11 protein-coding genes and 1 other RNA gene are annotated in these 12,792 nt (G+C 69.5%); 4 read left to right on the forward strand and 8 right to left on the reverse strand.

Annotated elements, in window-relative coordinates:
- Positions 1–148 precede the first annotated feature (148 nt).
- Positions 149–1,222: an ABC transporter ATP-binding protein gene (locus BOSE125_RS15155; RefSeq protein ID WP_159553878.1), complete on the forward strand. Its 1,074-nt coding sequence runs from the start codon at positions 149–151 to the stop codon at positions 1,220–1,222.
- The gene (locus BOSE125_RS15160) at positions 1,222–2,370 is read left to right on the forward strand and encodes an ABC transporter permease (RefSeq protein WP_159553880.1); all 1,149 of its coding nucleotides are present in this window, start codon (positions 1,222–1,224) and stop codon (positions 2,368–2,370) included. Before BOSE125_RS15155 ends, BOSE125_RS15160 begins: the two co-directional genes overlap by 1 nt.
- A 13-nt stretch (positions 2,371–2,383) precedes the next feature.
- On the opposite strand, the gene BOSE125_RS15165 is transcribed toward BOSE125_RS15160, so the two are convergent.
- Genes BOSE125_RS15165 through ehuB form a run of 4 tightly spaced genes read right to left on the reverse strand, consistent with a single transcriptional unit; the run spans position 2,384 to position 5,626 of the window.
- Positions 2,384–3,262, reverse strand: coding sequence for an amino acid ABC transporter ATP-binding protein (locus tag BOSE125_RS15165; RefSeq protein WP_371300636.1), 879 nt, complete (start codon positions 3,260–3,262; stop codon positions 2,384–2,386).
- Positions 3,246–3,908 carry an ectoine/hydroxyectoine ABC transporter permease subunit EhuD gene (ehuD, locus tag BOSE125_RS15170; RefSeq protein WP_159553882.1) on the reverse strand — a complete coding sequence of 221 codons (663 nt, stop codon included), beginning with the start codon at positions 3,906–3,908 and terminating at the stop codon, positions 3,246–3,248. The genes BOSE125_RS15165 and ehuD overlap by 17 nt, the downstream gene beginning before the upstream one ends.
- Complete coding sequence (locus BOSE125_RS15175) at positions 3,908–4,645, reverse strand: amino acid ABC transporter permease (protein ID WP_159553884.1); 738 nt, start codon at positions 4,643–4,645, stop codon at positions 3,908–3,910. Before BOSE125_RS15175 ends, ehuD begins: the two co-directional genes overlap by 1 nt.
- 6 nt (positions 4,646–4,651) lie before the next feature.
- Entirely contained in the window at positions 4,652–5,626 is a 975-nt protein-coding gene (ehuB, locus tag BOSE125_RS15180; RefSeq protein ID WP_236558058.1) for an ectoine/hydroxyectoine ABC transporter substrate-binding protein EhuB, read from the reverse strand.
- 315 nt (positions 5,627–5,941) lie between these two features.
- On the opposite strand from ehuB, the gene BOSE125_RS15185 reads away from it, so the two are divergent.
- Positions 5,942–6,724, forward strand: coding sequence for a GntR family transcriptional regulator (locus BOSE125_RS15185; protein WP_159553886.1), 783 nt, complete (start codon positions 5,942–5,944; stop codon positions 6,722–6,724).
- Positions 6,725–6,750: 26 nt separating this feature from the next.
- Here the strand turns inward: BOSE125_RS15185 and recR are convergent, their stop codons facing one another.
- The 4 genes from recR to ffs form a co-directional block, all read right to left on the reverse strand.
- Positions 6,751–7,350, reverse strand: a complete 600-nt coding sequence (gene recR / locus BOSE125_RS15190; RefSeq protein ID WP_159553888.1) for a recombination mediator RecR — start codon at positions 7,348–7,350, stop codon at positions 6,751–6,753.
- Between the two features lie 87 nt (positions 7,351–7,437).
- Positions 7,438–10,581, reverse strand: a complete 3,144-nt coding sequence (locus BOSE125_RS15195; RefSeq protein ID WP_159553890.1) for a DNA polymerase III subunit gamma and tau — start codon at positions 10,579–10,581, stop codon at positions 7,438–7,440.
- Entirely contained in the window at positions 10,578–11,738 is a 1,161-nt protein-coding gene (locus BOSE125_RS15200) for a glutamate--tRNA ligase family protein (RefSeq protein ID WP_159553892.1), read from the reverse strand. Before BOSE125_RS15200 ends, BOSE125_RS15195 begins: the two co-directional genes overlap by 4 nt.
- A gap of 68 nt (positions 11,739–11,806) precedes the next feature.
- An RNA gene (ffs, locus tag BOSE125_RS15205) (signal recognition particle sRNA small type) lies at positions 11,807–11,903 on the reverse strand.
- 106 nt (positions 11,904–12,009) lie between these two features.
- Here ffs and BOSE125_RS15210 point away from each other — a divergent pair.
- Positions 12,010–12,717, forward strand: coding sequence for an O-methyltransferase (locus tag BOSE125_RS15210; protein ID WP_159553894.1), 708 nt, complete (start codon positions 12,010–12,012; stop codon positions 12,715–12,717).
- The last annotated feature ends 75 nt before the right edge of the window (positions 12,718–12,792 follow it).

Here is a 12,792-nt window from a genome sequence, read left to right on the forward strand (position 1 = left end):
GGAGGCGGCGTTCGGGCCCCACCTGTGACCGCTGACGTCACGGAATGGTAACGCCGTGGTGGCGGCCGGCTGCTCTGCGCGCGTGCTCCGGAATCCATCCCGCCTGCCCGTCCTTGCCGTGGGATGGGCCGTGCCGCACGATGGGCCCATGACTACCGACACCCGAACCGACGACTCCGGCGAGGCCTCGGTCCCTGCGTCCCCGGACGCGGCGCCGGGCATCACCGTGGACTCGGTGACGCGCAGCTTCGGCTCCGTCAAGGCCCTGCAGGGCGTGGACCTCACGGCGCCGGCCGGGGCCATCACGGCGCTGGTGGGTCCCAACGGCTCGGGAAAGACCACCCTCTTGCTGGTGCTGGCCTCCCTGCTGAAGCCCGACGCCGGCTCCGTCACGATCGCCGGCTTCGACCCCTTGGTCCACCCGGCCGCGGTCCGACGGAACACCGGCTGGATGCCGGACACGCTCGGGGTGTGGGAATCGCTGACGGCCCGCGAGATCCTCGTGACCATGGGCCGGTTCTACGGGATGGACCGGGACCGGGTGCGGTCCCGCGCGGCGGAGCTGCTGGAGTGGCAGGAGCTGTCCACGCTGGCGGACCAGCCGGCCCGGGTGCTCTCCCGCGGACAGCAGCAACGGCTGTCCCTGGCCCGCGCCACCCTCCACGATCCCCAGGTGCTGCTGCTGGACGAGCCCGCCTCCGGCCTGGACCCGGGCTCCCGGATCCGGCTCCGGGACGACCTCAAGCAGATGGCTGCCGCCGGCAAGACCATCCTGGTCTCCTCCCACGTGCTCTCCGAGCTCGACGAGATGGCGGACCTGGCCGTCTTCATCCAGGCCGGAGCCACCGTCCGGGTCGAGGACCTCAGCCAGGAGGGCGCCGCCGGAGGCCGCTACCTCATCACCGCTCTCGACCCGGCGCCCCTGCACGCGGCCCTGGAGCACTACTCCATCGCCTACCGCACCGAGGGCAAGCGCCGCGACTCGGTCAGCGTGGAGGTGGCCTCGGCCAGCGAGGCCGCTGACATGCTCGCCACCCTCGTGGGTGACGGCGTCCGGGTCCTGTCCTTCACCCCCGGCACCTCGCGCCTGGAGGCCGCCTACCTCGAACTGGACCGCCGCCGCCCGGCGGAGGGGCCGGTGCCGCTCCCCGAGCCCGACGCAGGCCGGGCCGGTGCCGCACCACGGCCGGGCCTGCGCCCGGACGGAAGGGGGATCCAGTGATGACGATGGACACCAAGCCGCAGGAGCCGACCGTCCGATCGGAGGGTCGGCTCGGCTGGGGCGCGGCCCTCGGCAACGTCATCCAGATGGAGCTGCGCCAGCGGCTGCGCACCCGGAGCTGGTACGTCATGCTGGCCGTCTGGTTCGTGGTCATCGGCCTGGTCACCTGGGGTTCGGTGGCCAGCTACAACACGCTGGCCGGCGATGACCTGTTCTTCGGCCCGGGCCGCTTCGTGTTCGAGGCCGTGGTCGGCTTCGTGCTGTTCTTCGGGCTGCTGGTGGCCCCGGCCATGTCCGCGAGCACCGTCAGCGGGGACCGGGCCGGTGGCACCCTGGCGATCGTCCAGGTCACCCTGGCCACCCCGGGCCAGCTGCTCACCGGCAAATGGCTGGCCTCCTGGATCGCCGCGCTCGGCTTCCTCGTGGCCGCCCTGCCGTATATCGTCCTGGCCGTGGTGCTGGGCGGGCTGGACGTCCCGGGGCTCGTGGTCTTCGTCCTGATGGTGGCCGTGGAGCTCGGGGTGATCTGCGCCCTCGGCACCGCGGTCTCCGCCATCGTCACCAGGACCCTGTTCGCGGTGGTGGCCACCTACCTGCTGGTGGCCCTGTTCTCCCTCGGCACGCTGATCGGCTTCGCCCTGACGGCCCCGTTGACCATGACCACCGTGCCGGCCAACCAGGCCGTGTACCCGGACGAGCAGCCGCTCGTCGACGAGGAGACCGAGTACGACGCTGCGGAGTGGGGACCACTGCGGTGCGCCGGGCCGATGGTCCCCCAGGAGACCCTGGACACCCGGTCCACCTATTGGATGCTGGCCGCCAACCCGTTCGTGGTGGTGGCGGACGCCGTGCCGCATCCGGAGAAGCCGCCGTATGATCCTGACGACCCCGAGACCTGGGCTCCCGATGGCATCATGACCTCGATCTCCACCGGGGTGCGCTACCTGCAGCAGCCGCCGGAGACGAACGTGGAGTGTGCCAACGGCCAGCTGATGGACCAAGGCCCGGGAGAGGACTCCGAGGGCACCCCGGTCTGGCCGCTCGGACTGGGCATCCAGGTCGCCGTGGCCGCTGCCCTGTTCGCGTGGGGCCGCCAGCGGCTGGTGGCCCCGGCCGCCCGCCTGCCGCGCGGGACCCGCGTGGCGTGACCGGCCGGCGTCGTCAGCGGGTGCCGATCTGCCCCTCGCCGAGGACTGCACGAAGGAACTTCTTCGTGCGGTCATGGGTCGGCGCTGTGAACATGGTGTTCGGTTCGGCGTCCTCCACGATCGCGCCGCCGTCGAACATCAGCACCCGGTCCGAGACGTCCCGGGCGAACTGCATCTCGTGGGTGACGATCAGCATGGTGATGTCCGTGGTGTCCGCGATGTTCCGCAGGATGCCGAGCACCTCGTCCACGATCTCCGGATCCAGCGCGGAGGTCACCTCGTCCAGCAACAGGATCTCCGGGTCCATCGCCAGTGCGCGGGCGATGGCCACGCGCTGCTGCTGACCGCCGGACAGGGACGATGGGTGGGCGTCCGCCTTGTCATCCAACCCGACCTTGTGCAGCAGGTCCTTGGCCTTGGCCCGGGCCTCGTCCTTGGACTGGCCCAGCACGTGGATGGGGGACTCGGTGATGTTCTCCAGCACGGTCATGTTCGGGAACAGGTTGAACTGCTGGAACACCATGCCGATCCGAGTGCGGGTCTTCTTGATCTCCTTGTTGGACAGCCGGACCCGCTTGCCACCGTCGATGCGGTGGGTCAGGGGGTGCCCGTCGATGAGGATCATCCCGTCCGTGGCCTCCTCCAGGGTCATGACCAGCCGCAGGATGGTGGTCTTGCCGGAGCCGGACGGACCGATCAGGGTTACCCGCTCACCCTTGTTGACGTGGAAGTTCAGGTCCTTGAGCACCACGTTGTCACCGAAGCGCTTCTCCACGTCCCGGAACTCGATGATGGGGGCGGCGCCCCTTGTGGCGTGGTCGGCGGCAGCCGCAGTGGCACCACCGGCGCGGTCACCGGGGGCGGTGGCACCGGGGTCAGTAGGCGTAGGCAAGTCGCTTCTCCAATCGGCGGACGAGGACGGATGTGGGGTAGCTGGCCAGCAGGAAGATGATGCCGGCCAGCGTGATGGCCTCCACGTAGCGGAAGTTGTTGCCACCGAAGATCTGGGCGGCGTTGACCATCTCCACCACACCGATCACCAGCAGGAACGGCGTGTCCTTGAACATGGAGATGGCGTAGTTGCCCAGGGCCGGCACGGTGGCGCGCAGGGCCTGGGGGATCACGACGGCGGTCCAGGTGCGTCGCGTGGACATGGACAGTGCCGTGGTGGCCTCCCACTGGCCCTTCGGCACGGCATCGATGCCGGCGCGGTACACCTCGGACATGTACGTCGAGTAGTGGATGCCGAACACCACGATCCCGATGGTGATCGCATCGAACATCAGGAACGTGTAGTAGGCGAACAGCAGCTGCACGACGATCGGGGTCATCCGGATGAAACTGACGATCCACTTGACGATCCCGGAGATCGGCTGCGGAGCCAGTCGGATGATCATGGCCCAGACCAGGCCGAGGACGGCCGCGATCAGGGTGGAGACCACCGTGACCAACAGAGTGACGGTCAGGAATCCCTCGAGGATGTCCGGCAGGGCGCGGAAGGCGATGTCCCAGTCCCATGCGGAGTTCTGGTTCTGCATCAGACTCCACCTCCCGCCGTGGACAGTGAGTTCTTGTTGGTGGGCGTGGGTGAGAGGACCTCACGCAGGGACGGGCCCCGGCCCAGCCGATGCTTGGCGCGGGCCTCCAACGCATTCATGAAGAGCGTCAGGATCAGGGCGAGGAGGAAGTACCCCACCAGCCCGACGGCGGCGTAGGCCCAGAACGTGTCAGTCTGCCGGGTGAGCTGGTCCAGGTAGAACGTGAAGTCCCGCAGGAGGATGACGCTGACGATGGCCGTGCCCTTGAGCAGGTGGACCATCAGGCTGGCCAGGGACGGGATCATCAGGGCCCAGGCCTGCGGGAAGATCACCCGCCGCATCCGGTGGACCGGAGACATGGACAAGGCGGTGGTGGCTTCCCACTGTCCGCGCGGCACCGAGGCGATGGAGCCGCGCACCACCTCGGCGGAGTAGGCCCCGTAGTTCAGTCCCAAGGCGAGTACGCCCACGACCATGCCGGGCAGCTCCACCCCGAGCTGGGGCAGCACGAAGAAGATGAAGAACAGCTGGACCACCAAAGAGGTTCCGCGGAAGAACTCGATGATGATCCGGCCGGGGATGGCCAGGGCCTTGTTGGAGGCCCCGGCCATCAATCCCAGGACAACTGCGAGGACGAGGGACAGTGCCGAGCCCATGACGGTGAGCTGGATGGTCACCCACAGTCCCTGTGCCAGGAGCGGCCAGGCCTCCGCTGTGGCGTGGAGGTTGTCAAGCACCGACTATCAGCCCAGTTCGCCTGCGCACAGCTGTTCGGTGGTCAGGTCCTCCGGGGGGAGGTTCTCGGCGGTGAAGCCGTAGTCACCCACCACCTCGAGGTAGGTCTCCTCGGACTCGGTGACGGAGCCCAGCGCCTCGTTGTACGCCTCCAGCAACTCGGTGTCATCCTGGCGGAACACGGTGCCGCCGGCGCCGATCTGCTCCACGTCGTCGATCACCTGGACGAAGGCGTCGGTGGTCTCCACACCGGCATCCGGGTTCTCCTCAGCGAGGGTGTTCAGCGAGATCGCGGTCATGGCGAAGGCGTCCGCGCGGCCGTTGGCCACGGTGTCCATGCCGGTCTGGGCGTCCGGGACGGACTGGACGTCCAGACCGAGGGACTCGGCGTAGCCGGCCTCGATGCCGCCGGCCAGCACGGCCAGGTTCACGCGCTCGCCGGCGTCCATCTTCTCCTTGACCGAGTCCAGGTCGGTCAGGCCCAGCGGATTGCCCTCGGCCACCATCAGGGTGGTGGTGTACATGATCTCCGGATCGGAGAAGGCGGCCTGCGCGCAACGGTCCGGGAGGATGGACATGCCCGCTGAGACGGCATCGAAGCGGCCGGCGTTCAGGCCCGGAATCAGGGAGTTCCACTCCACCAGTTCGGCCTCGACGTTCTCGATGCCCATGTCCGCGAAGATCTTCTCGTGCATGGCCACGGTGGCCCCGGCGGGTTCGCCGCCATCGAGGTAGGAGTAGGGGACCTCGCCGGCGATGCCGACGGTGATGGTGCCTTCTTCCTGGAGTCGCTCGAGGGTGTTGCCCGCGGCTGCGGTGGTGCCCTCGCCGCCCTCTGAGCCGCCCTCAGCACCGCCGTCACCCCCGCCGCAGGCCGTGAGCATCAAAGCCGAGGCGGCAACCAGGCCGGCGCCCTGCAGGATCCGGCGCCTGCGGGACGTGCCGGTGGGAGAGGTCATGGTGGTCAGGTGCTGGATGGTCATGGCGTGCTCCTCAGCTGTCCGGACCTCCCGGGCTGCCGGCGGGAGGGCCGGTGGTGCGAATCGTGACGGTGCTTGGGTGCGGTGCGTCGTGGTCTGGGCGATGCGCGGAAGCGGTCACAGGAGGGTCGGGGATCGCCCCGCACTGTGGCCGGCGCCACGGAAATCGCTGGCAACCTGGGGCCGACGTTAGCAGAATGTGAACGGGGCCACCATTGGATCGTCGACCTGAAGAATGTCGACAATGTAACGATTCGCGTGGAATGATCAGGGTTCGTCGCATGGAATGATCGTGGTTGCGTCGAAAGGAACCGCCACATGAACCAGACCCAGGACCGGGGTTCGGCCCGCCGGAACGGACCGGTCACCAGGCCCTTGGTCAACACGGTGCGCCGTCCCTCGACGGTCGACCTGATCGCCGTGGAACTGCGCAACGCGATCTATGGGGGCACCCTGATGCCGGGGTCCTCCGTCCGCGAGGCCGAGGTGGCCTCCCAACTCGGGGTCAGCCGCGGACCCCTGCGGGAATCGGCCCAGCGACTGGTCCAGGAGGGCTTGCTCGTGGCCCGTCCGGGGGCAGGCCTGCGCGTGGTGACCGTCGGCGCGGACCAGGTCGAGGATCTCTACCAGGCCCGGCTCGCGATCGAGAGCGCGGCCGTGCGTCAGATCGCCGCACTGGATCCCGAAGAGCGGCGTCGGCACATCGCCTCGGCCGAGGACCTGCTGGCCGCACTGGCCTCTGCGCTCGAGGACGGCTCTGATGCCCGCCGGATCGGGGATGCGGACCTGGATCTGCACTACGGTCTGGTCGAGGCCACCGGCAACCTGCGGCTGATGTCCTTCGCCTCCACGCTGATCATCCAGACGCGCGTCGCAGCGCTCTCGCATGCCGACGGCTATGTGGTGCGCACGGACATCCTCGACGTCCACCGCACGCTGCTGCGCCAGCTCTCTGGCGGCGACGGTCAGGCCGCGTCGGAGACCCTGGAGGGCCACTTCCAGCAGACGGTGGACCGCCTGCTCGGACGTCTGCAGGAGCCCTTCAGCACCGTCTCCGGCGAGGCCGACGGCTCACATTTCTCCTTCAATCGCCTGCCCTGATCCCTGCGCTGTCCAGGGGTACGGAGTCAGCCGGCGACGTTGCGCCGGCCCTCGAAGGCCCGCCCGAGGGTGACCTCGTCGGCGTATTCGAGGTCTCCGCCCACCGGTAGTCCGGAGGCCAGGCGCGTGACCTTCAGACCCGTCGAGCCGAGCATCCGGGCCAGGTAGGTGGCGGTCGCCTCGCCCTCGAGGTTCGGATCGGTCGCGAGGATGACCTCCTCGATCTCGGCATCCTGTAACCGGGTCAACAGCTCGCGGATGTGAAGCTGGTCCGGGCCGATGCCCGCGATCGGATTGATGGAGCCGCCGAGCACGTGGTACCGGCCGCGGAAGGTGCGGGTCCGCTCGATCGCCATGACGTCCTTGGACTCCTCCACCACGCAGATCTGGGCACGGTCCCGCCGTTCGTCACGGCAGATGGAGCACGTCTCCTGTTCAGAGACGTTGAAGCAGATGCTGCAGTGCTTGACCTTGTCCTTGACCGTGCGGATCGCGTCGGCCAGCCGCATCATGTCCTCCGCATCGGCCTCCAGGACGTGGAAGGCGATGCGTTGGGCAGACTTCGGCCCGATGCCGGGCAGCCGTCCGAGCTCGTCGATCAGGTCCTGGACCGCACCTTCGTACACGCTACCGACCACTTTCTGCGTTGCTGGACCGGCCGATGAGCCGGAAGGGAGGGTTCCTGCGGGGCCAGGAGCGTCGGTTCAGACGCGTCAGGACAGGGGACTCCCGTCCAGCATGCGCTCCTCGATGAAGCGGCCGCCCAGCAGTCGCTCGACCACCTTGCGTCCGGCGATGCCGGATTCCTCAATGGTGATGTCGTCCTCGCTGGGAACCTCGTCGCTCCAGTTTACGGACCCCGGTGCTCCGTTCCCGGTCGCACCGCCGCCGCCGTCAGAAGTTTCCGACGCCGGCCCCGCCACCCCGGGGGCTCCGGGCCCGCCAGCGCCTCCCCCTGCGGTTCCCGCGGCGGATGCACCGCCCTGGGACTGGTTGTACTCCTCCATCATCTGCTGGAAGCGGCTGGACCGCCGGTGGTGGGGAGTCTCCGCAGCAGGCGCCGGTGCGCTGACCGGCGTGGCCTCACGCGCGGCCATCATCTCGGCCTCCGGCTTGGCGAACGACGGGATGCCGCCGAAGCCGGGCTCCGGACGAGGGATCGGAGCAGCGGTGGGCGTGGGACGGGGGATCGGAGCCGCAGTGGGTTCGGGCCGCGGGATGCCACTCGCAACGGGCGCCGGAGTCGGAGCCTGCAACGGAGCCGGAGCCGGAGCTGGCATAGGAGCCGGAACTGGGGCCGGGGTGGGATCCTCGCCCCACTGGCGTGCATAGCCGCCGTCGTCCTCTGGCTCGGGCTCGTCGTCATAAGGGGGCGGCGGGACATCGTCGGACGGGTAGGGTCCGCCGGAACCATCCCAGTCGGAGACCGGAACGTCGTCGGCGGCCAAGTCCTCCGGCTCGGAGGGGTTCCCGGGTCCGGTGGCGGCTTCCTCGACGGGATCGAGGGAGCTCTCATCGTCGGCGTTGGCCTCGCTGCCGGCGTCCACATCCGCTTCAACAGGGGCATCGACATGGGCATCGCTACTCGCGCCGACCTGCGCATCAACCACGGCGTCAGGGACATTGCCGGGCTCATCCTTGGCATGAGCCGCCTGGGCCTGAGCGGTCGAGGTCTCGGCCGTCACCTGAGCGTCGGGCGGGGTCGGCGCCACGACGCCGCCCTGTGGTCCAGGATCCGCAGCGGGTTCGGCGGAGGGCTCGCCGCCGATCACCGCGGCAGATGCTGGTTCTTCAGGTGCGGGTGCGGAATCGGGCCGCGGTGCGTCCGGTTGCGGGGCCGCCAGTGCGGGGCGGCCCTCAGCTTTTGGGCTGGAACCACCCGCTGGCGCGGATCCTCCGGTGATGAGATCCAGCTGCGGCTGGATCCCGAGGACCGAGTGGACCGCCTCGGAGATGACCTGGTCGCCACCGCGCCGCTGGACGGTGTCCCGGGGGCCGTCGCCGGAGAAGCCGATGGTCAGCAGCTGACCGTCGAAACCCGCCACCGAGGCGTTCTGGGAGACCAGCATCCAGACGAGCCGTGAGTGCTCCTCCAGGTAACCGAGGATCTCGGGCCACGCCCGGCGGATCATCTCCACCTGCGAGGCGGAACCGCCTTGCGTGGTAGGAGTGGCCGGCGGTGCTGCCGGAGTGGACCCTGCTGCCGGCGGCGCTGCCGAGCGGTCCGGAGTCTCGGCGGCAGGCATGGACGGCGGGCCGGCGTGGGTCCCTGCGGACTCATCGGCGGCCGGGGCGTTGCGCTGCTCGACGTCCTGCTCACCCTGCTGCCCACCCCGCTGCTCGACCTGCTGCCCACCCCGCTGATCGACGTGCTGCTCAGCACGCCGCTCATCTTGTTGCTCGGCGCACGGCGCATGGACGTCCTGGGCCGCGGGGGCCGACTGATCGGAGGTCTCGCCACGTTTCATCGCGGCCCGGGCCAGGGCCGCACCGGACAGGCCCGACGCGCCAGCTCCACCGGCCGGAGCACCCTGCGAAGCCTGCTGGTGACTGTCGGTGGAGTAGCCGGCGTTCGCTCCCGCGGACGCAGTCCGGGCTGCACCAGAGGTGACCGGCGCGGAAGGTGCGGGGCGACCGGGAGCGGCGGGGCCGGCGTCGTGCGCTGCGGGGTTCTCACCGGAATCCGGGGCACCGCCATAGGCGAGCCGCCGTTCGATCCGGTCCAGGCGGGCGGCCAGGCCGCGCTCGGTGGCATCCGTGGTGGGCAGCATCAGCCGGGCCATGAGCAGCTCGAGGTGCAACCGCGGGCTCGTGGCGCCGACCATCTCGGTGAGCGCCTGGTTGGTGATGTCCGCGGCGCGGGAGATCTCGCCATGTCCGAGCTGTGCCGACTGCGACTCGAGGCGGCGGACCTGGTCCTCGGGCATGCCGTGCAGCACGGCCGAGGCCGAGTCCGGCATGGCCTTGACGATGATCAGGTCCCGGAAGCGCTCCAGCAGGTCCTCCACGAAGCGGCGGGGATCCTGGCCGGACTGCACCACGCGGTCGACCACGCGGAAGACGGTCTGGGAGTCGGCGGCGGCCACGGCATCGACCACGTCGTCCAGCAGGGCGTCCGGGGTGTAGCCGAGCAGGTTCACGGCCAGGTCATAGCCGATGGCACCCTGGGCGGCCCCGGCCATGAGCTGATCGAGCACGGACAGGGTGTCACGCACGGAGCCGCCGCCGGAGCGGACCACCAGGGACAGCACGCCCGGCTCCACCTCCATGTTCTCCTGCACGCACAGCCGCTCGAGGTACTCCATGAGCGGTTCCGGCGGCACCAGGCGGAACGGGTAGTGGTGCGTGCGGGAGCGGACGGTGCCGATCACCTTGTCCGGCTCCGTGGTGGCGAAGATGAACTTGATGTGGGGCGGTGGCTCCTCCACGATCTTCAGCAGGGCGTTGAAGCCCGCCGAGGTGACCATGTGGGCCTCATCGATGATGAAGATCTTGTAGCGGTCCCGAACGGGGGCGAAGGTGGCGCGTTCGCGCAGGTCACGGGCATCGTCCACGCCGCCGTGCGAAGCAGCGTCGATCTCGATGACGTCCAGGGAGCCGGGGCCGCCGGTGGACAGCTCGCGGCAGGAATCGCAGACCCCGCACGGACGACCGGTGGGACCCTCGGCACAGTTCAGGCAGCGTGCGAGGACGCGGGCCGAGGTCGTCTTGCCGCAGCCGCGCGGCCCGGAGAAGAGATAGGCATGGTTGACCCGGTCCTTGGACAGGGCGGTCATCAGCGGCACGGTGACGTGCTCCTGGCCAATGATGTCCTCGAAGGAGTCGGGACGGTAGCGGCGGTACAGGGCGGTAGTCACCTATGGAACCTTATCTTCTCTTCGGGGGTCCCCGCAGGGCCGGCGGGGGTCTGTGGAGGAGGCAGCGGCGGAGTCCAGGGCGAGCCCGGTACCGCGTCCGGATCGAAGTGCGTCAGGGCCCGGTCCAGGGAGCCGGCCGGCAGGCCAAGTGAGTCCAGCAACAGGTCCCTGACGCGTCCAGGCGACCAGCCGCCGTCGGACACTTGGCCTCCGTGTGCGGAGCTGGCCGGCAGGGCCGCCAGGTCCGCCAGCGTCACGGCGCCGTCCCGTTTCGCCAGGCGCTGACCGGCGGCATTCAGCACCAGGGGGACGTGCACGTACTCGGTCTCCGGCGCGGGGCGGTCCGTGCGCCCGGCCAGCAGCCGGGCCAGCCAGTCCTGCCGCGGCGTGGAGGAGAGCAGGTCGTCCCCCCGCACCACTTGGTCGACCCCTTGGGCCAGGTCATCGACGACGACCGCCAGGTTGTAGGCATACGCCCCGTCATTGCGGCGCAGCACGAAATCGTCGACGGCGGCCTCCACCGTCCCGTTCAGCCGGTCCGTGATGCGGTGGACCGGGGCCTGGCCGTCCGGCAGCCCGGCGGCGCGGGCGGCGTTGATCCTCAAAGCCGCGGGCCGTTCGGCGCGGCGGCGCTTGCGTTCCGATTCGGTGAGGTTCCGGCAGGTCCCGGGATAGGAGCCGGGTGGCAGGAGGAGGGCCGCAACGCCGCCGGGGCCTGTTCCGACGGAGGCCTTCGCGGGCGGCTGCGGGGCGGGGCCGGGGGTGGAATGCTGCTCGGGATGTGAGGTGTCAGGTGCTCGCCGGGGCGCGAGGTGCGGGGCGCTCGTGGCCTCGGCGATGTCCTTGCGCGAGCAGTAGCACTCGTAGACGAGGCCGTTTTCGAGGGCATCCGCCCCGCCCAGTGCGGTGAGAGCGTTCTCGTAGAGGTGGATGCGCTCGGACTGACGGACTGGTTCGGCGTCCCAGGTGATGCCGATGGCCGCCAGATCGGCGATCTGCTGGGCCTCTGCGCCGGAGCGGACCCGGTCCAGATCCTCGATGCGGAGGAGGAACGTCCGGTCCGAATGACGGGCATACAGCCAGGCCAGGATCGCGGTGCGGAGGTTGCCCAGATGCAGCGCGCCGGACGGGCTGGGGGCGTAGCGGCCTGCGGGCACGGTACCTCCGGGAAGGTGGCGCGGCTGGTGGTCACACAGCGGCGGGAAAGGTGGGGAACTGGAGGGAAATTAAAGACCCCCCACGCACCTGCCAGAGCCCACTTACCCTTGCTACCTTCCGGTCCTGGGGGAGTTCAGCGAGATGACACCACGTGAGGGGCCGTCGTCCATGATACCAGCGTCCGCCGCCTGATGTGATCTCGCTGAGCGAGTAGGTCCGAGCGTGAAGCCCGCCCTGTCTCCCCGTTGAATCGGCCCCTAGTCTGGGCGCATGACCTCACGTGAGCAGTGGAGCGCCGTTGACGACTACCTCGTGGAGACCGCGATCCGCCCGGATGCGGCGTCCGAACGGACCCGTGCCGTCACCCACGAGGCCGGGCTGCCGGCGATCGAGGTGCCCGCCGGTCAGGGCAAGTTGATGGGCCTGATCGCCGAACTGGCCGGGGCTCGGTCCGTGCTGGAGTTCGGCACCCTTGGCGGGTATTCGACGCAATGGTTCGCGGGCGCCGTCGGGCCCGGGGGCACGGTCATCACGCTGGAATTCGAACCGCGGCATGCCGAGGTGGCCCGGGCGAATCTGGACGCCGCGGGACTGGGAGACCGGGTTCAGATCCGCGTCGGGGCGGCGCTCGGCACCGTGCAGGAGCTCATCGACTCCGGTGCGGGCCCCTTTGACGTGGTCTTCATTGACGCGGACAAGACCAACAACGCCAACTACCTCGATGCTGCCCTGAAACTCTCCCGACCCGGCACCGTGATCATCGGGGACAACGTGGTCCGCGGCGGCCGGGTGCTGGATGCCTCCGGTGCCGGCGCCGATGCCGAAGACGTGGCCGGGATCCGCGCCTACCTGCAGCGGCAGGGGGATGACCCGCGGTTGGACGGCACGGCCCTGCAGACCGTCAGCGGCAAGGGCTGGGACGGCTTCGCGCTGGCCATCGTGCGGGACGTGGAACCCGGTGTGGCCGGGGAGGAATGAGCCGATTGGTCCTCGAGGCCTTCGGTCAGGTACGATGAATCCTGCTCTTGAGTCGGTTGCCACGCGCATCCGGAA

Source organism: Citricoccus sp. K5 (genome assembly GCF_902506195.1).
Taxonomy (GTDB): domain Bacteria; phylum Actinomycetota; class Actinomycetes; order Actinomycetales; family Micrococcaceae; genus Citricoccus.

What these genes read in the sequence shown, in the direction of transcription:
- BOSE125_RS15155 (WP_159553878.1), top strand. Translation starts at nt 149, where the DNA reads ATGACTACCGACACCCGAACCGACGACTCCGGCGAGGCCTCGGTCCCT.
- BOSE125_RS15160 (WP_159553880.1), top strand. Translation starts at nt 1,222, where the DNA reads ATGACGATGGACACCAAGCCGCAGGAGCCGACCGTCCGATCGGAGGGT.
- ehuD (WP_159553882.1), bottom strand. Translation starts at nt 3,908, where the DNA reads ATGCAGAACCAGAACTCCGCATGGGACTGGGACATCGCCTTCCGCGCC.
- ehuB (WP_236558058.1), bottom strand. Translation starts at nt 5,626, where the DNA reads ATGACCATCCAGCACCTGACCACCATGACCTCTCCCACCGGCACGTCC.
- BOSE125_RS15185 (WP_159553886.1), top strand. Translation starts at nt 5,942, where the DNA reads ATGAACCAGACCCAGGACCGGGGTTCGGCCCGCCGGAACGGACCGGTC.
- BOSE125_RS15210 (WP_159553894.1), top strand. Translation starts at nt 12,010, where the DNA reads ATGACCTCACGTGAGCAGTGGAGCGCCGTTGACGACTACCTCGTGGAG.